The 22,104-nt window shown below is 63.3% G+C and carries 9 protein-coding genes; 4 read left to right on the top strand and 5 right to left on the bottom strand.

Annotated features, from left to right (window positions below; all coding sequences use genetic code 11):
• Window positions 1-23: 23 nt before the first annotated feature.
• Both K3819_RS20355 and K3819_RS20360 read right to left on the bottom strand, forming a co-directional pair.
• Window positions 24-836 carry an alpha/beta fold hydrolase gene (locus K3819_RS20355; protein WP_085612239.1) on the bottom strand — a complete coding sequence of 271 codons (813 nt, stop codon included), beginning with the start codon at window positions 834-836 and terminating at the stop codon, window positions 24-26.
• A 148-nt stretch (window positions 837-984) separates the two neighbouring features.
• Complete coding sequence (locus K3819_RS20360) at window positions 985-13,986, bottom strand: non-ribosomal peptide synthetase (protein WP_221397842.1); 13,002 nt, start codon at window positions 13,984-13,986, stop codon at window positions 985-987.
• A gap of 378 nt (window positions 13,987-14,364) precedes the next feature.
• Between K3819_RS20360 and K3819_RS20365 the strand changes: the two genes are divergently transcribed.
• The gene (locus tag K3819_RS20365) at window positions 14,365-14,919 is read left to right on the top strand and encodes an RNA polymerase factor sigma-70 (protein WP_011335256.1); all 555 of its coding nucleotides are present in this window, start codon (window positions 14,365-14,367) and stop codon (window positions 14,917-14,919) included.
• A 74-nt stretch (window positions 14,920-14,993) separates the two neighbouring features.
• Here the strand turns inward: K3819_RS20365 and K3819_RS20370 are convergent, their stop codons facing one another.
• The 3 genes from K3819_RS20370 to K3819_RS20380 all read right to left on the bottom strand — a co-directional run bounded on the left by K3819_RS20370 (window position 14,994) and on the right by K3819_RS20380 (window position 17,607).
• A complete protein-coding gene (locus K3819_RS20370) occupies window positions 14,994-16,007 on the bottom strand; it encodes a GNAT family N-acetyltransferase (protein WP_221397843.1) in 1,014 nt (337 codons plus the stop codon).
• A gap of 87 nt (window positions 16,008-16,094) precedes the next feature.
• On the bottom strand, window positions 16,095-16,892 hold the full coding sequence (locus K3819_RS20375) for an ABC transporter substrate-binding protein (RefSeq protein ID WP_085647588.1): 798 nt from the start codon (window positions 16,890-16,892) through the stop codon (window positions 16,095-16,097).
• Window positions 16,893-16,983: 91 nt separating this feature from the next.
• The gene (locus K3819_RS20380; RefSeq protein WP_085612237.1) at window positions 16,984-17,607 is read right to left on the bottom strand and encodes a TetR/AcrR family transcriptional regulator; all 624 of its coding nucleotides are present in this window, start codon (window positions 17,605-17,607) and stop codon (window positions 16,984-16,986) included.
• 194 nt (window positions 17,608-17,801) lie between these two features.
• On the opposite strand from K3819_RS20380, the gene K3819_RS20385 reads away from it, so the two are divergent.
• Genes K3819_RS20385 through atuC form a run of 3 tightly spaced genes read left to right on the top strand, consistent with a single transcriptional unit; the run spans window position 17,802 to window position 22,094 of the window.
• Window positions 17,802-19,592: an acyclic terpene utilization AtuA family protein gene (locus K3819_RS20385; RefSeq protein ID WP_221397844.1), complete on the top strand. Its 1,791-nt coding sequence runs from the start codon at window positions 17,802-17,804 to the stop codon at window positions 19,590-19,592.
• A 12-nt stretch (window positions 19,593-19,604) separates the two neighbouring features.
• Window positions 19,605-20,474: an SDR family oxidoreductase gene (locus tag K3819_RS20390; RefSeq protein ID WP_192561877.1), complete on the top strand. Its 870-nt coding sequence runs from the start codon at window positions 19,605-19,607 to the stop codon at window positions 20,472-20,474.
• 3 nt (window positions 20,475-20,477) lie between these two features.
• A complete protein-coding gene (gene atuC / locus K3819_RS20395; RefSeq protein WP_085612234.1) occupies window positions 20,478-22,094 on the top strand; it encodes a geranyl-CoA carboxylase subunit beta in 1,617 nt (538 codons plus the stop codon).
• The last annotated feature ends 10 nt before the right edge of the window (window positions 22,095-22,104 follow it).

Below are 22,104 nucleotides of genomic sequence, written 5' to 3' on the forward strand. Positions count from 1 at the left end.
CACGCAATGCGTGGGCGTTTTCGTTACTTCAGCTCAGTCAGAAACTTCAGCAGCGTGTCGGTCACGAACGACGGATTCTCCAGATTGGAGATATGCCCCGCTTCCGGCACCAGCACACACGGGCAACCAATCAACTCGGCCATTTCCCGTGCTTCCGACGGCGGGCGTGGTTTGTCCTGATCGCCGCAGACCACCAGCGTGGTCGCCGCGTTCAGCTCGCCCAGACGCGGCAACAGGTCGTCACGGCCAAAGGTGATGCGTCCCATCGGCACGATGCTGTCGCGCAGGCGTTCGGCCGAATAGCCGGCGAGTTTTGCGCGGAAATCCTGATACAGCGCCGACGCCCGATCGATGCCCGGCCGGAAGAAGATCGGCACCACGATATCCAGCAGTTGCTCGGAGATCCCGCCGTTTTCCTCGATCTGTTTGAACAGCGAGAAATAGTACTGGCGGGTCGGCTCCGGCTCGACGCCGACGTAAGTGTCCATCAGCACCAGACCGTTGAGCCGCTGCGGCGCCGACAGTGCCAGGCGCACGCCCCACATGCCGCCGACCGACAACCCGACCAGGGTCACCCGGTCGATGTCCAGATGATCGAGCAACGCCTGTGCCTGACGGGCGATGTCGTCCAGCGAAGCGGTGCCTTGCGGCAAGCGCCCGGATTCGCCATGGCCCCATAGATCCAGGGCAATCACCCGGTAGTTCGCCGACAGCGCTGCGATTTGCGGGGCCCACATGGCCTGGTCCCACAGGTAGCTGCCGGCCAACAACACCGCCGGGCCCGTGCCTTGATCAATGTAGTGAAGCGCCTGTCCGTCAACCGTGAAAAAAGGCATGGATAACCCCCGTGGCAAAGAAACTGGAGCACGAAGACTGAGCGGGCGCGCCTCGGCCGTCAATGATATGAAAGGATTACAAAGCCCGATTTGCGACAACGGCCACAGCGAAACTCATGTTTCGGTAGCCATTGCCGCAGGCTGTGCTTTACAGCCCCTCGAGTTCCGCCATCAGGTCATTCAACCGATCAACCTTCTCCTCGGTAATGTCGCTGGCCGCCAGTCCTTCGATGTACCCGGCCAGTTCCTCCACCGTGCTGCATTCGAACATCGCTCGCAGCGGCACGTCCCGTTGCAGGGCTTTCTGCACCCGCGAGGCAATCTGCGTGGCGAGCAGCGAGTGGCCGCCCAGTTCGAAGAAGTTGTCGCGTACCCCGACCTTCTCGACCTTCAGCACCTCGGCCCAGATATCGGCCAGGGTCTGTTCCAGTTCGCTGCGCGGCGCCAGGTAATCCTGGCTCTGCAGCTGACCGATCTCCAGCGCCGGCAAGGCCTTGCGGTCGAGTTTGCCGTTGGCGTTCAGCGGCAAGCGGTCGAGCCACAACCAGTGCAGCGGCACCATGTATTCCGGCAGTTCGGCGCGCAGGCGCTGCTTGATTCGCTCCAGCCGTTCGCTTTGGTTCAGTGCAGAATCGGAGGCGACCAGATAGCCGACCAGATGCTTGCCATTGACGCCTTCCTGCACACCCACTGCCCCGTCACGGACTTCCGGTTGCTCGTGCAGACGCGCCTCGATTTCACCCAGTTCGATCCGGTAACCGCGGATCTTCACCTGATGGTCGACCCGACCGACGTACTCCAGCACCCCGTCACTGCGACGACGCGCCAGGTCGCCGGTTCGGTACAGACGCTCGCCCGGCGCACCGAACGGATTCGGCACAAACACCGGCGCGGTGCGCAGCGGATCGCTGACATAACCGCGACCGACCCCGGTGCCCGCCACACACAACTCACCCACCGCACCCAGCGGCACCAGCTCCAGCGCGCCATCGAGCAGGTACAGCAAATTGTTGTCGGTCGGCGTACCGATCGGCAGGTAACTGCCGCGAGTCGAGGCCATGTCGACACGGAAGAACGCCACGTCGTCCGAGCACTCCGCCGGGCCATAGGCGTTGACCAGACCGATGTCCGGGTAGCGCAGCAGCCATTGATGCGCCAGTTCCGGCGGCATCGCTTCACCGGTCGGCAACATCCAGCGCAGACCGTCGAGGCTCAGGCGATCGGAAGCGAGCATGCCCTGGATCAGCGACGGCACACTTTCCAGCACGGTGATGCCCTGCTGTTGCACATGCACCAGCAAGCCTTGCGGATCGTGGGCGATGGTGTTCGGCACGATGTCCACCCGCGCCCCGAACAGCGGCGCAGCGAGGAATTGCCAGACCGAAATGTCGAAACTTTGCGAAGCGGTCTGGGCGATCACATCGGCGTCGCTCAGGTTCAGGTACGGCACCTTGCTTAACTGGTTGTTGAGCATGCCGCGCTGCTCGACCATCACGCCTTTCGGCAACCCGGTGGAGCCCGAGGTGTAGATCACGTAGGCCAGATTGTCCAGGCCGCTGAAGATCCCCGTATTCGCCGATGATACCGCGCCGGCCTGAACCTCCTCCCACACCAGCAAGCGTGGGCGGTTGGCGCAGCTGAACTCATCCAGCAAGGTCGTCGCCTGTTCACGGCAAGCCTCGGTGCACACCAGCACCGGCGTGCGGCTGAGCTCGATGATCCGCTGCAGACGCTGGCTCGGCAGGCCCGGATCCAGCGGCAGGTAACCGGCACCGGCCTTGAAGCTGCCGATGATCATGCCCAGCAGATCCAGATTCCGTTCGCCCAACAGCGCCACCGGTTGATCCATCTGCACCCCGGCCGCGACCAGTGCATGACCGAGACGGTTGGCGTTCCGGTTCAGCTCGGCATAGCTCAGTTGCTGATCGAGGCAACTGGCGGCGATGCGTTGCGGATGTTGCGCGACCTGCGCTTCGAACAGTTCGACGTAGCTCTGCTCCAGCGGATAGTCGTGCTCACTCTGGTTGCAGCCGTGGAGCAGGAAGTCCTGTTCCTCTTGGCCCAGCAGCGGCAGGTCGGCCATGTCGCCATGGAAGCCATCGACCAGCGCCAGCAGCAGACGCTTGAACTCGCCGAGCATGCGCTCGATGGTCGACTCGTCGAAGTAACGCTGGTCGTAGGACAGATGCAGACCGAGGTCATCACCCGGATAGCAAACGGCGGTCAGCGGGAAGTTGGTGTGGGTACGGCCCGAGTCCGAGGTCGCATTGAGGCTCTGCGCACGGTCCAGCACCGAGACTTCCACCGGGGCGTTTTCGAACACGAACAGGCTGTCGAACAGCGGCTGGCCTTTCGGCAGTTCGCTCTGCTCCTGAATGTTCACCAGCGGCAGGTATTCGTACTCGCGCAGTTGCATGTTGCTGTCGAGCAGACCGCTCAACCACTGGCGCACGCTGACACGCTGATCGTCCGCCGGGATCTGCACCCGCAGCGCGATGCTGTTGATGAACAGGCCGACGGTGCGTTGCATCTCCGGCATCTCCACCGGGCGCCCGGCCACGGTCACGCCGAACAGCACGTCGCGATCACCGCTCATGCGGCGCAGCACCAGCGCCCACGCCGCCTGGGCGAAGGTGTTGATGGTCAGTTGATGGGCCTGGGCCAGCTCACGCAGACGGGCGCCGTCCTCGACACTCAGTCGGGTGTAGCGGTCGCCGACGATCATGCCGCCGCTTTCGCCGGCGTGCTCACGCAGGAACGGACGGTCACTCGGGATCGGCGTGGTGCGCTCGAACCCCTGCAGGTTCTGCTGCCACCACTGACGCGCTTCGGCCAGGCTCTGGCGTTGCAGCCAGCCGATGTAATCGCGATAACGCGGCGGCACCGTCAATTGTGCTTCGCGACCTTCGCCGAGGGCGGTGTAGATCTCGAAGAAATCGTTCATCAGCAGCGAGCGGCACCAGGCATCGATGAGGATGTGGTGGTTGCTCATCATGAACCAGTAACGCGCCGCGCCGACCTTGATCAGGCGCAGGTGAAACGGTGCCTGATTGAGCAGATCGAACCCGGCCTCGCGTTCGGTCTTGAGCAGCGCTTGCAGTTTCGGCTCCTGCTCGGCGTCGGCGATGGCGCTCCAGTCCAGGTACTCGATCGGCGTGCGCCCCGGCGTATGAATCACTTGCAGCATGTCTTCGCCGACGTTCCAGCAGAACGAGGCACGCAGCGCTTCGTGACGGGCGACCACCGCTTGCCACGCCTGGGCGAAACGCTCGGGGTCGAGTTCGCTGTTGATGCGGTAGCGATCCTGCATGTAGTACAGACCGGTGCCCGGTTCGAGCAAGGTGTGCAGCAGCATGCCTTCCTGCATCGGCGTCAGCGGGTACACGTCCTCAATGTGCGCCGCCGGCACCGGCAGTGCGTCGAGCTGCGCCTGGGTCAGTTTTGCCAGCGGGAAGTCCGACGGCGTCAGGCCACCGGCCTCGTCCTGCAGGCAATGTTCGATCAGGCTCTGCAACTCGCCGACGTAGGCATCGGCCAAGTCGTTGATGGTATGCGCGTCGTAGCGTTCGGCGCTGAAGGTCCAGCGCAGTAGCAGTTCCCCGCCATACACCTGACTGTCGACACTCAACTCGTTCGGCAACGGTGCGTGCGGATCGTGGGCGGCGCCGACCGATTCATCCAGCGGTCGGAACAGCGCGTCGCTGCCGAAGCTCTGGTCGAACTGGCCGAGGTAGTTAAACGTGATCGGCGCACTCGGCAACGTCGCCATGCTCTGACGGCTGGCGTCATCGGCCAGATAACGCAGCACGCCATAGCCCAGCCCCTTGTGCGGCACGGCGCGCAGTTGCTCCTTGATCGCCTTGATCGAAGCGCCCTGCCCCGCAGCCTCTTCGATATTGTGCGGGGTCAGGCGCAGCGGATAAGCGCTGGTGAACCAGCCGACGGTGCGGGTCAGGTCGATCTCGTCGAACAGGGTTTCCCGGCCGTGGCCTTCCAGTTGAATCAGTGCCGATGGCTGACCGCTCCAGCGGCATAGCACGCGGGCCAGCGCGGTCAGCAACAGGTCGTTGACCTGCGTGCGATAGGCGCTCGGTGCCTGTTGCAGCAGTTGCCTGGTGCGCTCGGCATCCAGTCGCACGCTGACGGTCTGCGCGTGACGATTCTCGCGACCGCCCTCAGGACGTTCGCACGGCAAGTCGGCGCTCGGGCCAGCCAGTTGCGCTTGCCACCAGCTCAGTTCTTCACGCAGGGATTCGCTGCCGGCGTAAGCCTGCAAGCGCGCGGCCCAGTCCTTGAAGGCGCTGGTTTTCGCCGGCAGTTTCAGCGACTGATCGGTATCGAGCTGGCGGTACACGGTTTGCAGATCATCGAGCAGAACACGCCACGACACACCGTCGACCACCAGGTGATGAATCGCGATGAACAGCCGTTGCTGGCCGTCCGGACCATCGACCAGCACCGCACGCAGCAGAGGCCCCTGTGCAAGGTCGAGACTGCGCTGGGCGTCGGCGAACAGCGCCGCGCACTTGTCCATTGACGGCACGCGAACCTGCCACAGCACGGCAGCATCGGACACCGGTTGATGCGCTGCTTGCCATGCGCCGTTGACCTCGGTGAAGCGCAGACGCAGGGCGTCATGCCGCTCGATCACCGCCAACAGCGCTTGCTCAAGACGATGCGGTTCCAGCGCCACAGTCGGCTCCAGCAGCAACGCCTGGTTCCAGTGCTGACGCTCGGGAGTCTCGGTGTCGAAGAACCAGTGCTGGATCGGTGTCAGACGCGATTCACCCGTTACCAGACCTTGCTCAGCGGTCACGGTCTCACTGCGACTGGCGACAGCCGCCAGGGTCTGCACGGTCTGATGCTGGAACAGATCACGCGGGCTGAAGTGAATGCCCTGCTGACGCGCGCGGCTGACCACTTGAATCGACAGGATCGAGTCGCCGCCCAGTTCGAAGAAGTTGTCGTTCAGACCGACCTGCTCGACGTTGAGCACTTCGCACCAGATCTGCGCCAGGGTTTGCTCAAGCTCGTTGCTCGGCGCCACGTAATCCTGACGATTGAGCTCCGGATCCGGTGCCGGCAAGGCGCGGCGATCGAGCTTGCCGTTGGCGGTCAGCGGCATGCTCGCCAGCAGAATCAGATGCGTCGGCACCATGTAATCCGGCAATTGCGTCTTCAGGTGCGCCTTCAGCGCGTCGCGCAGTTCGGCCTGCTCGGCTTCGCTTCGCGAAGCGACCTCGGTCACGAGATAGCCGACCAGTTGCTTCCCGCTCGGCGCATCCAGCGCCAGCACCACGGCTTCGCGGATCGAGTCGTGATCAAGCAGGCGGGTTTCGATCTCGCCCAGTTCGATCCGGAAACCACGGATCTTCACCTGATGGTCGATCCGCCCCAGGTATTCCACCAGACCGTCGGCGCGCTGGCGCACCAGGTCGCCGGTGCGGTACATGCGCCCGCCAGCGGCGGCAAACGGGTCGGCGACGAAACGTTCGGCCGTGATGCCCGCACGCTCGTGATAGCCCACCGCCAGACCGGCGCCGCCGACGAACAATTCACCGGTCGCGCCTTGCGGCACCAGCGCCAGATCGGCGTCGAGAATGTAGGCCACGCGATCACCGATCACGCTGCCGATCGGCACACTGCCGGCGCCCTCTTCCAGCACTTCTGGCGCGAGGCTGGCCAGCGGCATGACCACGGTTTCGGTCGGGCCGTAAGCGTTGAAGAACAGGCTCGGCTTGAATGTCGCGCGAATCCGCTGCAGGTGTTCGCCGGTCAGTGCTTCGCCGCCGGTGATGATCATCCGGACCGGCAAAACCTCGTTTTGCGTCGCGAGGAACTGCGCCAACTGGCTGCCGTAGCTCGGGGTGAAGCCGAGAATATTGATCCGGTGTTCACGGATCAGGCCGCAGATTTGTTCCGCGTCCCACTGACCTTGCGCACGCAGCACCACCTGCGCACCGCTGAGCAGCGGCACCAACAGGCGCTCGGTGGCGGCGTCGAAGTTGATCGAATAGAAATGCAGTTCGCAGTCGTCCGGACGCATGCCGAAGCGTTCGATCACCGCCTGGCAATGCATGGCGATTTCACCGTGGGACACCACCACGCCTTTCGGCTTGCCGGTGGAACCCGAGGTGTAAATCAGGTACGCCTGATGCTGCGGCAGGCTGATGAATGGCAGCTCAGTGGCCGGGTAATCGGCCAGCGCGACGCTGTCGTCTTCCAGGCACCAGCGCGCCACGTTCGGCGGCAGTTCGCCGAGGGCCTTGAACATTGCGCGGTCGCTGAGCAGCAGGCCGACGCCGCTGTCTTCGATCATGTAATGCAAACGGTCGAGCGGGTATTCCGGGTCCAGCGGCACATAGGCGCCGCCGGCCTTGAGGATCGCCAGCAGGCCGACGACCATTTCCAGCGAGCGCTCCAGCGCCAGACCGACCCGCACTTGCGGGCCGACACCGCGCTCACGCAGGGCCCAGGCCAGACGATTGGCGCGGGCATCGAGTTCGGCGTAGCTCAGGGTCTGCCCGGCAAAGGTCAGGGCCGGCGCATCTTTACGCGCCAGCGCCTGCTCGGCGAACAGGTGATGAATGCACTGATCGAGACGACGCTCGCCCGGCTCGACGCCAAGGCTGTCGAGCAATTGCTGTTGCTCAGGCGCATCGAGCAGTGGCAATTCGCTGAGGCGTTGCTGCGGGTCGGCGATCAGCGCTTCCAGCAGGTTGCGCCAGTGCCTGGCCATGCGCGCAATCGTCGGCTCGTCGAACAGATCGGTGCTGTAGGTCAGGCAGCAACCGAGGCGATGGTCGAGGTCGGTGACTTCCAGGTTGAGGTCGAACTTGGTCGCCCGCGCATCGTTGGCCAGGTACTCAACGGTCATCCCGGCGAGCATGCGACTCTGCTGGAATTCCCAGCGCTGCACGTTGCACATCACTTGGAACAACGGGTTGTAGGCGGCACTGCGCGGTGGCTGCAACGCTTCAACCAGATGATCGAACGGCAGGTCCTGATGGGACTGACCTTCGATCACGGTGTGGCGCACCTGCTCGAACAATTCGCCGACCGACATCTGGCCGTCGAGCTGGCAACGCAGCACCTGGGTGTTGAGGAACGCACCGATCAGGCCTTCGCTTTCCGGGCGGATCCGGTTGGCCACCGGCGCGCCGATCCGCAGATCGGTCTGGCCGCTGTAGCGGTAAAGCAAGGTCGCGAGTGCAGCAGTCATGGTCATGAACAGGGTCAGACCGTTCTGCGCATTGAACGCCCGAACGCGCGCGGCGAGATCGTCGCTGAGGTCGAAACGGAACAGCTCGCCCTGATGACTTTGCACCGGCGGACGCGGGCGGTCACCCGGCAATTCCAACAGTGGATGTTCGCGGCCCAGTTGTTCGGTCCAGTAATCGAGCTGACGCTGACGCTCGCCGGACTCCAGCCAGTTGCGCTGCCAGACGCTGTAGTCGAGGTACTGCACCGGCAACGGTTCCAGCGGCGATTCGCGATCATCGACGAACGCTTCGTACAGCGCGCTCAGTTCCCGGGCGAAGATGTCCATCGCCCAGCCTTCGGTGACGATGTGGTGCAGGGTCAGGACGAAGTAATGCTCGTGCTCGGCGGTCTTGACCAGGCAGGCGCGCAGCAGCGGGCCGGTTTCCAGATCGAACGGCAGGTGCGCTTCGTCGTCGGCCAGTTGCTGGACTTTCTGCTCGCGCACATCGGCGGCGAGTGTCGAGAAATCCTTCCAGCCCATGCGCACACCGGTCTCGGCATGCACCTGCTGGCAGGCCACGCCGTCGATGCTCGGGAACGTGGTACGCAGGGTTTCGTGACGCAGGATCAGCGCTTGCAGCGCGGCCTCGAAACGCCCGACATCCAGCACGCCACGCAGGCGCGCCATACCGCCGACGTTGTACGCCGGGCTGTCCGGCTCCATCTGCCAGAGGAACCACATGCGCTGCTGCGAATAGGACAGCGGCACCGGTTTGCTGCGATCAACCTTGTCGATCGGCGGCTGCTTGTTGGTGCGGCCGCTGGCCTGGATCTGGCGGATCTGTTCGGCGAAATCACCGAGTTCGCAGTGTTCGAACAAGGCACGCAGCGGCAGCTCGACGTCGCAGGCTTGGCGGGTGCGGGAGATGATTTGCGTGGCCAGCAGCGAGTGACCGCCGAGGGCGAAGAAGTCGTCGCGCAGGCCGACCTGCTTCAGGCCGAGCACTTCGCGCCAGATCGCGGCGATCTGCTGCTCCAGCTCGGTGACCGGCTCGACGTGTTCGTGCACCTGCCATTGCGGTTCGGGCAAGGCGCGGCGGTCGAGTTTGCCGCTCGGGCTCAGGGGCATTGCGTCCAGGCGCATCAGTTGCGCCGGGACCATGTATTCCGGCAGCTCGGCGGCCAATGCGGTTTTCAGGCGAGCGATTTGCCCGTCCTGATCTTCACTGGCGTCGGTGGCGGTGAAGTAGCCGATCAGTTGCGGGCCAGCGACGGTTTCGCGCACCAGCACGGCGACCTGCGCCACGCCGTCCTGAGCCAGCAGACGGGCTTCGATTTCTTCCGGCTCGACGCGGAAACCACGCAGTTTGACCTGCTGATCGAGACGGCCGAGATATTCGATCACGCCATCATTCGTCCAGCGTGCGCGGTCACCGGTGCGGTACAGACGCGCGCCCTGCTCGCCCAGCGGATCGACCACAAAACGTTCGGCGGTCAGCGCCGGACGGCCGAGGTAACCCCGGGCCAGGCCGATGCCGCTGATGCACAGTTCACCCGGCACAACGGCCGGCACAGGATTGAGATCGCTATCGAGCACCCGGCAGACCACGTTGCCCAGCGGACGACCAATCGGCGAACGCTCGCCATCCGCCACGCTGCAATGCCAGTGGGTGACGTTGATCGCGGTTTCGGTCGGGCCGTAACGGTTGTGCAGTTGCACCGCCGGCAGTTGCGCCAACACGCGGTTGCGCAGTTCCGCCGGCAGCGCTTCACCACCGGAGAAAACCCGGCGCAGGCTGGTGCATTCGCCGCTCAGTGGTTCATCGATAAACAGCGAAAGCAGCGGCGGCACGAAGTGCAGCGTGGTCACGCCGTATTGCTGAACCAGCTGCGCGATGCGGTGCGGATCGCGGTGTTCACCGAGGCCGGCGATCAGCAGGCGCGCGCCGGTGATCAGCGGCCAAAAGCACTCCCACACCGACACGTCGAAACTGATCGGGGCCTTTTGCATCAGCACGTCGGTTTCATTCAGGCGATAAGTGTTCTGCATCCATTGCAGACGCTCGGCCAACGCCGCATGCGTGTTGCCCACACCTTTCGGCTGGCCGGTGGAGCCGGAGGTGTAAATCACGTAGGCGAGATTGTCGCCGTGCAGGTGCAGGCCCGGTGCCTGGCTCGGCCAGTTTTCCAGGTGCAGGGTGTCCATGGCGATCACGCTGACGCCTTCGCTGGCCGGCAAGCGGTCGAGCAATGCCGTCTGGGTCAGCAACAGTTCGGCGCCGCTGTCGCTGAGCATGTAGGCCAGGCGTTCTGCCGGGTAATCCGGGTCCAGCGGCACGTAGGCGCCACCAGCCTTGATGATCGCCAGCAGACCGATCAACAGTTGCGGCGAACGCTCGGCGGCGATGGCCACGCAGACGTCCGGGCCGACGCCCTTGTCGCGCAGGTAATGGGCCAGACGGTTGGCCTGCGCGTGCAGTTCGGCGAAGTCCAGGCTGCCGCCGTCCCACACCAATGCCGTGCGATCCGGGGTCTGACGGGCCTGTTCATTCAGCAGTTCCGGCAGCCATTGTTGCGCCGGGGTGCACGGGGCAATGCTCCACGCGTTTTGCTGAGTGTATTCAGTGGCGGTCAGCAATGGCAGGTCGCCGATGGCTTGGTCCGGACCTTCGCAGACTGCACGCAACAGGTTGCTGAAATGCTCGGCGAGGCGCTCGATGGTCGCAGCGTCGAACAGCTCATCGGCGTAGTCGAAGGACAATGTCAGGCGACCGTTGCGGTCTTCTTCACTGTGCAGTTGCAGATCGAACTTGGCCTCGCGGCTGTGCCACGGCAGTTCTTCGGCCAGCAAGCCCGGCAGACGTTTGAGCGCACTGAGGTCGCGCTGCTGGTGGTTGAACATGACCTGGAACAGACCTTGTTCGCGGGCCTGCGGGAAGGCTTCCAGCAGTTGTTCGAACGGCAGATCCTGATTCGCCTGAGCACCGAGTGCCGCCTGACGGGTTTGCGCCAGCAGTTCGGTGAACGGCAGACGCGAATCGACGTCGGCGCGCAGCACCTGGGTGTTGATGAAGAAGCCGATCAGGCCCTGGGTTTCCAGACGCGGACGGTTGGCGTTCGGCACACCGATGCGAATGTCGCGCTGGCCGCTGTAGCGATGCAACAGGCTCTGGAACGCCGAGAGCAGCAGCATGAACGGGGTGGACTGATAATCCTGGGCTGTCTGGCGAATGGCGTCGCTGAGGCTGATCCCCAAGCGAACGCTGTGGCGTGCGGCGCTGTGTTTTTGTTTGGCAGAACGCGGATGGTCGGCCGCCAGTTCCAGGGTCGGATGCTCGTCACCCAACTGCGCTTTCCAGTACGCCAGTTGCCGCTCGCCCTCGCCCTGCGCCAACCATTGGCGCTGCCAGCTGCCGTAGTCGGCGTATTGGGTTGGCAGCGGCGCCAGTTCCGCGCGCTGGCCTTGGGACGCGGCGGCGTACAGGCGCGAGAACTCGTCGATCAGCACGTTCAGCGACCAGCCGTCGGCGATGATGTGGTGCATTGTCACCAGCAGTTGGTGATCTTCGTCTTCGAGGCGCACCAGCGTCACCCACAGCAGCGGGCCTTTCTCCAGATCGAACCGGGTGCGGGCTTCGTCCTCGCGGATCTGTAGTGCGCGGGCTTCACGTTCGCTGGCCGGCAGGTCACTGATGTCGATCAGTTGCAGGTTGAACTCACCCGCCGCTTCGACCTGTTGCAGCGCTACGCCGTCGCACTCGAAGAAGCGCGTGCGCAGGGATTCGTGGCGCTCGATCAGTTGCTGGAAACTGGCGCGCAGGGCGTCTTCGTCCAGTTCGCCGCGCAGGCGCAGGGCACCGGGAATGTTGTAGGCGCTGCTTTTTGGGTCGAGCTGCCAGGTGATCCACAGTCGGTTTTGCGCCAGGGATTGCGGCAAGGCTTCGTTGCGCGACAGTGCGGTGATTTCGCCTTGGGTGCTGCCGCCGTCCTGTTGCTGTTGTGCCACCACAGCGGCGAATGCGGACAGGGTCGGTGCTTCGAACAGCAGGCGCAGGTTCAGCTCCAGGCTCAGTTCTTCGCGGACCTTGGCGATCACCTGGGCGGCGGCGATCGAGTTGCCGCCGAGCAGGAAGAAATGATCGTCGGCGTTGACCTGTTTGACGTTGAGTTGCTCGGCCCAGACTTTGCCGATCAGCGCTTCCAGTTCGGAGGCGGATGCCGTCGAGCCCAGAGCGATTTCCGCAGTGGCCGACGGGAACACCGCGTAGCTGTCGAGGCTGCCGTCGGCCAGACGATTGCGGCAGGCCGAACGTTGCAGCTTGCCGCTGGAAGTCTTCGGCAATGCGCCCGGATTGAGCAGCACCACCACGCTCGGTGCTTCCTGATACGCCTCGGCCACCGCTTGGCGAATGGCTTTGATCAGCGCTTCGGGCGGCAGGATTTTCTGCACGCTGCGACTGATTTCCGCCGCGATGCCGATGCCCTCCTCGCCATTCTGATTGACCGCAAACGCCGCAACGCGGCCCTTTCGCACCACTTCCACTTCGTTCTCGACGGTCTTTTCGAGATCCTGCGGATAGAGGTTGTGACCGCGCACGATCAGCATGTCTTTCAGGCGACCGGTGATGAACAGTTCACCTTCGCGGATGAAACCCAGGTCACCGGTGCGCAGCCAGGTCTGGCCGGCGTGCTGGACGAAAGTCTTGGCGCTGGCCTCGGGGTTGCGCCAGTAGCCGAGGGCGATGCTCGGGCCGGCGGCCCAGACTTCACCCACGGCGTTGTCGGCCAGTTCTTCGAGGGTGTTAGGTTCGACGATCAGCACCGCATGTTCCGGCTGACTGATGCCGCAGCTCATGATCGGGCTGCCCTCGCCCGCTTCGGCGCGGTTCTGTGCGAGGGCTTGATCGTCGACGCGCAGTGCAGGAATCCCTTTGCCACGCGGTGTGCCGGCGACGAACAGGGTCGCTTCGGCCAGACCGTAGGACGCCATGAAGCTGCTTTCGCTGAAACCGCATGCGGTGAATTTCTCCGCGAAGCGTTCGAGGGTGTCGAGACGGATCGGCTCGGAGCCGGAATAGGCCACGCGCCAACGGCTCAGGTCGAGACGCTCCAGCGCCGATTCACTGACTCGTTCGCTGCACAAACGGTAGGCGAAGTCCGGCCCGCCGCTGATGGTGCCGCCATACTGGCTGATCGCTTCAAGCCAGCGCAACGGCCGGCCGAGGAAGTACGCCGGCGACATCAGGATGCACGGCACGCCACTGAAGATCGGTTGCAGCAGACCGCCAATCAGGCCCATGTCGTGGTACAGCGGCAGCCAGCTGACGATCACGTCGTCGGGGTTTACGTCGATACCGAAACCGTGGCGGATCAGCAGTTCGTTGGCCACCAGATTGCCGTGGCTGACCTGCACGCCTTTGGGCAGCGCGGTGGAGCCGGACGTGTATTGCAGGAAGGCGATGTGGTCTTGCGGCAAGGTCGGTTCGACCCAGCGCTCGGCCAGCGCAGCGTCGAGGGTGTCGACGCACAGCAGCGGTGGCGCGCCTTCGATTTGCTGCAGGGCGTCGCGCAGGTCGGCGCTGGTCAGCAGCAGGCGCGGTTCGGCGTCGGCGATGATCGACAGCAGGCGTTCCTGATGGTGACGCTTGGCCGATTCCGGCGGATAGGCTGGCACCGCGATCACCCCCGCATACAGGCAACCGAAGAACGCCGCGACGTAATCCGGGCCGCTGGGAAACAGCAACACCGCGCGATCACCGAATCCGGCCTCGGCCTGCAACGCGGCGGCGATGGTGCGCGCGCGCTGATCGAGTTCGCGATAACTGAGCACCACAGCCTGCTCCTCGGTTTCGGCGAGAAAGCGCAAGGCCAGCCGATCCGGCGTCAGGGCCGAACGGCGCTGAAGGGCTTGGACCAGGGTGCTGGGGAGTTCGAACGCGTCGGTCATGAGGTTTCCTGCCTGAATTCGGCTTGCTGGTGGAATCGGGTTGGCTGCGGCATGCCCATGCAAGGCATGCGGGACACGGTCTTCGCCGACCGTGCAAGGCACTGGAATGCGGTAGGTCCGGGGCTGCGCACCCGGATCCATTCACCAATGAGAACGGATGACGTCTTGAAATAATTAGTCGGCAGGCTGGATCGCCAACGCGGCTGGGCGCTTGGGCGAGTGCGGCGGCGTGTCGCAGTTCTCAGATCGCACTGTTATGGATCATTAGTTCTCTTTCTCAATTGACAATCATTATCATTCAACATAATTTGTCGCTCGATGTGTAGGACGGCCCGCCCCCAGGCGTCCCACTAACCTATTGGCAGCAAGGTGATTTCCATGACGGAACAAGTATCCACAAGCAGGTGCGATTCACCGCTACTTCAGGCATTCGTCGACAATCGACTGATTCTGGTCAAGATTGCAGCCCGCATTACCGGCTGCCGGTCACGCGCCGAAGATGTGGTGCAGGATGCGTTCTTCCGACTGCAATCGGCACCGCCGATCACGTCGTCGATCAAGGCCCAGCTGAGTTATCTGTTCCAGATCGTGCGCAACCTGGCGATCGATCACTACCGCAAACAGGCGCTGGAGCAGAAGTACGCCGGCCCCGAGGAGGAAGGGTTGAACGTGGTCATTCAGGGCGCTTCGCCGGAAACCTCACACATCAACTTTTCGACCCTGGAACACATTGCCGACGCGCTGACCGAGCTGCCAGTTCGCACCCGCTACGCCTTCGAGATGTACCGCCTGCACGGCGTGCCGCAGAAGGACATCGCCAAGGAACTCGGCGTTTCCCCGACCCTGGTCAACTTCATGATTCGCGATGCGCTGGTGCATTGCCGCAAGGTGTCGAGCAGTCGCGCTGATGCAGTGACCGCAAACCGTCGCTGATAAAAATCGGCCGCAAAAAAAAAGATCGCAGCCTTCGTCGAAGCGCTGCGATCTTTTTCGTTTTCAGCGCAATGTCACACCAGCGTGCACCGGTCGAAGAACCGTTCGCGCCCAAGAATCATCAGCGCCGCGCGTTTGTGCGGGAAGTCGAATTCCTTCTCGCAGTGGAAGCACTGGTTGTGCATGTGGCCAATCATTTTCGCGTTGTCGGCACGGGGTTCGGCGACCACCCGCTGCGTGCGCGGATCATCCAGGAACAGATAATGCACCAGCGCCGACAGCCAGCTCGCCACCTTGTGCGGGCCGCGATGATCTTCTTCCCCGACCAGCATGTGAATGCCGCGATCGTAATTGTCGGCATCGTAGAACGGCGCGATGCGATCTTCCTTGGCCCAGTAGGCTTCGAAATAGGCAAACGGCTGATCATCGAAACAACCGATCAGGGTCAGCGTGTGCGGATCGGCGTCGAGTTTGCTCAGGTACTCGCGATGCTGTTCGAGGCTGCCCTCTTCCTGCCAGAAGCTGGCGACTCGCGGGCTGTTCTGCCAGCGATTGAAACGCGCCAGATCCTGCTCGATCTCCACCGTTCGCAGGGAAATCCAGGCACCGAGGCGCGCATCGAAACGCCGATAAACCTCACCACGCGGTTTCACCGGTCGCAGCGGATGACGCTTGCCGTTGCTGATGACCACCTGCTGCGGATAACTGCCGGTCAGCGAGGCCCCCAGCCACGGTTGCGGCAGTTGCCAGAACAGCGTGCGCTCGCAGCGATATTCGCCCGCCACTTCAGTGCTCACCAGCAAGCCGCTGAGCAAGGCTTCGGTCGGCGCCTGGTCCAGTTGCCAGATCAATTGCTGACGCGCCGGCTCCCGGGCAAACAGCCAATAACAGGCTGCCCACAGCGCCTGGCCGGGTGGCAGCGCGTAGCGTTCATCGATCTGGATCGGCCCCTGACCTTCACGATCGAGGCGCAGGCGAATCAGCGGTTGCCCGTCCAGGCTCAGGCTCAGACGGCTTTCGGTGGCATCGGCTACCAGTTGGCTGCCCGAAGGCAGGGCCAGGGCAGTCAGGTCATTCAGATTGGACATGGGTCGGGCTCACGATAATCGTCGACAGTTCAACGATGGGACGTGAGCCGGGGCGGGAAATTTAGGCCGGACGCGAAAAACCGCAGCTCATTGATGCGGCACCGGCACCACCGCAATCTTGTACGGATCGAAGATCTTCAGCATCTGCCCGTTGTCGCGCAGGCCTTGCAGCAGTTTGCCGAACGCCTCGCCGGTAATCGGTGCCTCTGGCCTGAGAATCGCGTAATGGTGGTAGATCTGGTCGATGCGCTGGGACACCAGCAACTCGTCGCGCACTTTTTCGTTGCGCAGCAGGTAATCGAACAGGTACGAGCGGGTCACCAGCGCAATGTCTGCGCGCCCGCGCAAGACCATCAGCAGGTTGCTGTCGTGGGAATAGGTCAGCGTGGCGCTGTAAGTTTCGGCGAGGTACTTGGGATCGGCATTGAAGTTGGCGAATTCGTAGTGATAGCCGCTGTACAGCGCCAGCCGTTTGCCCTTGAGATCGGCGAAGTAATTCTGCTGGCGACCGGGCTTGTTCTGCGCGACGAAAATCTCTGCGTCCTCAAGCCCCATGTCGACGGTGATGTGGGGAATGTCTTTCCAGCCCCACTCAGGGTTTTCGAAGATCGCCATGTCAGTGCGGCTGTCCTTGAAATCGCCGAACCGGCGAGGAATCGAGGTGGGCACCAGTTCGAAGCGATAGTCGCTCTGGGCGCTGTTCAAAGCCGCGACCAGTTCGGGCAGCAGGCCGGTGTCGGCGCCATTTTCCGGGCGAATGGTATAGGGCGGAAAATGCGCCGCGCCCACTCGAACCACCTGCGCCGCCGGAGCGGGCAATACCCATAGTGCAGCCAGCGCTGCGAGCATCAGCCCGGCGGCCGTCCGAATTGGCGAAGACTTCAAAACACCCCACTCCCCGAAAAAGTACCGATCATTGCATTCAAGCTAGGCGGTTTCGCCAAGTTAGCCAGTTTCCCGGCCCGATAGAAAGCGCCTAGCGCTCTTCGAGCACCAGAATCAGCGCTTCTTCGGCCAGTTGATCCAGGCTCAGGCTGCCGCCGGCACGGAACCAGGTGGTGGTCCAGGACAGCGCACCCGTGAGAAAACGTCGGGTAATGAACACGTCACCACGGATGAACCCCGCCTCCTTGGCCTCGCCCAGCACTTGCAGCCAGAGGTCTTCGTAGATGTCGCGCAGCGCCAGCACTTTGGCCTGGCCGTCTTCGGACAGCGAGCGCCATTCATACACCAGCACCGCCATCGCCTCGCCGCTGCCGCCCATGATCGACTGCAATTCGCAGCGAATCAGCGCCAGCACCCGCTCGCGCACATCGACGGCATCGGCAAGGGCCGCACGCATCAGCGCAGTGTTGTAGCGGATGGTTTCTTCCATCACCGCCCGCAGGATTTCATCCTTGCTCTTGAAGTGATGAAAGATGCTGCCGGATTGAATTCCCACGGCACCGGCCAGATCGCGCACCGTCGTGCGCTCGTAGCCTTTGTTGCGGAACAGGTGGGCCGCCACTTGCAGCAGTTTGCCGCGAGCGCTGTCCGGATCGGTCAACTGGCCGGCATCGACCAGTTCACGCATGACCCTCAGGGCTTTTTGCTCGTCCACCCGTTCTCTCCTACAGTCGTTCAGTCAAATGCGCCGTACGCCGCAGAAACGGCGGGGTTGCGCGGGCAATTTAAGCCGCCGGCGGTGACCAAGCAAGCGCTTGGGCAGAAGATAATTTCAAGCGTTTACAAACCAAGCGCTTGCTTGGTAGTCTCGATGCACTTCTGTCACAGGTTCCTGAGTCGGAGATCAAAATGCCCACCACGGTTCGCATCGGATGCGCCAGCGCATTCTGGGGAGACACCTCCACCGCTGCCGCGCAGCTCGTGGCCGGAGGACAGCTGGATTATCTGGTCTTCGACTACCTCGCCGAAATCACCATGTCGATCATGGCCGGCGCCCGCATGAAGGATCCGCAGGCCGGGTTCGCCGGCGATTTCATCGAAGTCCTCGCGCCCCTGCTGCCGCAACTGGCCGAACAGAACATTCGCGTCATCAGCAATGCCGGCGGGGTCAATCCAAAGGCCTGCGCCGCCGCGCTGCAAGCGGCCTGCGACAAGGCTGGCGTGGTGCTGAAGATCGCCGTGCTTCTAGGCGATGACCTGCAACCCCAGTTCAAACAACTCGCCACCCAAGGCATCACGGAAATGTTCAGCGGCGCCCCGCTGCCGCCGATGTGCGTGTCGACCAACGCTTACCTCGGCGCACCGGGCATTGTCGAAGCGCTGCGTCTGGGCGCCGACATCGTCATCACCGGCCGGGTGGTCGACAGCGCCGTGGTCAGCGCCGCGCTGGTGCATGAGTTCGGCTGGTCATGGCATGACTACGACAAACTCGCGCAAGCCGCCCTGGCCGGGCACATCATCGAATGTGGCGCGCAGTGCACCGGCGGTAATTTCACCGACTGGCGCGACGTGCCGGACTACGAACACATCGGTTTCCCGATCGTCGAGGTCAGCGCCGATGGCCAGTTCATCGTCAGCAAACCCGAAGGCTCCGGCGGGCTGGTCACGCCGCTGACTGTCGGCGAGCAGATGCTCTACGAAATCGGCGATCCGCAGGCTTATCTGCTACCCGATGTGGTCTGCGATTTCAGCCAGGTCAAACTCCAGCAACAAGGCAAGAACGCCGTCCGGGTCCACGGTGCCAAAGGCCTGCCGCCCAGCGACCAATACAAGGTCAGCGCAACGTATCCGGACGGTTTCCGTTGCACCGCCAGTTGCCTGATCGCCGGCATCGATGCCGTGGAGAAAGCCCGGCGCGTCAGCCAGGCGATTCTCGACAAGACCTCGGAAATGCTCGACCAGAAAGGATTGGGCCCCTACACCGAAACTAACGTCGAACTGCTCGGCAGCGAAGCCACCTACGGCCCTCACGGTCAGCGCCGGGACAGTCGCGAAGTGGTGATCAAACTCGCCGTGCGTCACCCGAACAAACAAGCCTTGATCCTGTTCTCCCGGGAGATCGCCCAGGCCGCCACCGGCATGGCGCCGGGCCTGACCGGTATCGTCGGCGGGCGGCCGACGGTGTATCCGCTGATCCGGCTGTTCTCGTTCCTGATCGACAAAAGCGCCTGCACATTGCAGATCGACATCGCCGGCGAATCTCACCCGTTCGCCCTCCCCGCCCCCACCGCCCTCGACAGTCAGGATCTGCCCCTGCCCCATGAAACGCCCAAACCCCAGGGCCGCGCCGACGCGAGCGTGCCATTGGTGAAACTGGCCGTGGCGCGCTCCGGCGACAAGGGCAATCACAGCAACATCGGCGTCATGCCGCGCCGTCCCGAATACCTGCCGTGGATCGCCGAGGCGCTGACCCCGGCGGTGGTCGTCGACTGGATGAACCATGTCCTCGATCCGATTCACGGCCGGGTCGAACGCTGGTATCTGCCGGGCACCCACAGCCTCAACTTCCTGCTGGAAAACGCCCTTGGTGGCGGCGGCGTGGCGAGCCTGCGCATCGACCCGCAAGGCAAGGCCTTCGCCCAACAACTACTGGAAATCCAGATCCCGGTGCCGCAGAGCATCGCCGAACAACTCGACTAGAGGATTGGCAGCATGGCGTTCGAATCGATTTTCAGGGCTGACCTGTTCAGCGGCCAGACCGTCATCGTCACCGGGGGCGGCAGTGGCATCGGGCGTTGCACCGCCCATGAACTGGCGGCGCTCGGGGCCAACGTGGTGCTGGTCGGACGCAAGCCGGAAAAGCTGCAGACCGTCGCCGCCGAAATCGCCGAGGATGGCGGTCGCGCCCACTGGAAGGCCTGCGATATCCGTGACGAAGAAGCGGTGAAGGCGCTGGTCAGCGAACTGATCCGTGAACACGGGCCGATCCACGGGCTGGTCAACAATGCCGGCGGCCAGTACCCCTCGCCCCTGGCCTCGATCAATCAGAAAGGTTTCGAAACCGTGCTGCGGACCAATCTGGTCGGCGGTTTCCTGATGGCCCGCGAAGTGTTCAACCAGTCGATGAGCAAACACGGCGGCAGCATCGTCAACATGCTCGCCGACATGTGGGGCGGCATGCCCGGCATGGGCCACTCCGGCGCCGCGCGCTCGGGCATGGACAACTTCACCAAGACGGCGGCGTTCGAATGGGGTTATGCCGGCGTTCGAGTGAATGCGGTAGCCCCGGGGTGGATCGCTTCCAGCGGCATGGACACTTACGAAGGCGCGTTCAAGGCCGTGATCCCGACCTTGCGCGAACACGTGCCGCTCAAGCGCATCGGCACCGAATCGGAGGTCAGCGCGGCGATCGTGTTTCTGCTCAGCCCGGCTGCCGCGTTCATCAGCGGCAGCACCTTGCGCATCGACGGCGCGGCCAGCCTGGGCAGTCGCGCCTGGCCGTTGCACAAGGCGACCCACAGCGAATCGTTCAACGGTTTTCACCGGGCCTATATGCCGGATGTCTTGAAGGACAAGGAGTAAGCCATGCCGCAGATCCAGTCCCAGCTCGACTCGCACAGCGAAGCCTTCGCCCGCAACCGCGCAGCGATGCTCGCCGCCATCGAGCAAGTCCAGCAGCTCGAACAGAACCTGCTGAACAAGGCTGCCGAGGCCAAACCGAAATTCGACAAACGCGGACAATTGCTGCCCCGTGAACGTCTGAATCTGTTGCTCGACCCCGGCGCGCCATTCCTCGAACTGGCGAGCCTGGCCGGCTACAAACTGCACGACGACAAGGACGGCAGTTCGGCCGGTGGCGGCTTGATCGCCGGCATCGGTTACGTGTCCGGCGTGCGCGCCTTGATCGTGGCGAACAACAGCGCGATCAAGGGCGGAACGATTTCCCCGTCAGGCCTGAAAAAATCCCTGCGCCTGCAACAGATCGCCCAGGAAAACAAACTGCCGGTCATCACCCTCGCCGAAAGCGGCGGCGCCAACCTCAATTACGCGGCGGAAATTTTCGTCGAAGGCGCACGCAGCTTTGCCAATCAGGCGCGGATGTCGGCCATGGGTTTGCCGCAGATCACCGTGGTGCACGGTTCGGCCACCGCTGGCGGTGCCTATCAGCCGGGGCTGTCGGATTATGTGGTGGTGGTGCGCGGCAAGGCCAAGCTGTTTCTCGCCGGTCCCCCATTGCTTAAAGCGGCGACCGGTGAAGTCGCCACCGACGAAGAACTGGGCGGCGCCGAGATGCACGCGCAAGTCGCCGGCACCGCGGAATACCTGGCCGAAAACGATGCCGACGGCATACGTCAGGTGCGAGAAATCGTCAGCCTGCTGAACTGGAACGAGCAACTGCCGTGGCTGCCTGAGCCGCCATTCAAGGAGCCGTTGTACCCCATCGACGAACTGCTCGGGCTGATCCCGGACGACCCGAAAAAACCCTACGACGTGCGCGAAATCATTGCGCGGATCGCCGACGAATCGCGCTTTCTGGAGTTCAAGGGCGAGTTCGATCAGCAGACCGTCTGTGGCCACCTGAAGATTCAGGGTCGCGCCTGCGGCTTCATCGGCAACAACGGCCCGATCACGCCCAATGGTGCGAGCAAGGCGGCGCAGTTCATTCAGCTCTGCGACCAGAGCCAGACGCCGCTGCTGTTTTTCCACAACACCACCGGGTTCATGGTCGGCACCGAATCGGAACAGCACGGCGTGATCAAGCACGGTTCGAAACTGATCCAGGCCGTGGCCAATGCGCGGGTGCCGAAACTGACGATCGTGGTCGGTGGCTCCTACGGCGCGGGCAACTATGCGATGTGCGGACGCGGGCTCGATCCGCGCTTCATCTTCGCCTGGCCCAACAGCCGCACGGCGGTGATGGGCGGCGCCCAGGCCGGCAAGGTGCTGCGCATCGTCACTGAAGCCAAGCAGCTCAAGGACGGTCTGGTGCCCGATCCGAAAATGCTCGACATGCTGGAGCAGGTCACCGCGCAGAAACTCGACAGCCAGTCCACCGCCCTCTACGGCAGCGCCAACCTGTGGGACGACGGGCTGATCGATCCACGCGACACCCGCACCCTGCTCGGTTACCTGCTGGACATCTGCCACGAAGCCGACATCCGCACGTTGCAACCCAACAGCTTCGGCGTCAGCCGGTTCTGATCGCCACGGA

Source organism: Pseudomonas sp. 3-2, from assembly GCF_019710535.1.
In the GTDB taxonomy this organism is placed as follows: Bacteria; Pseudomonadota; Gammaproteobacteria; order Pseudomonadales; family Pseudomonadaceae; genus Aquipseudomonas; species Aquipseudomonas pharyngis.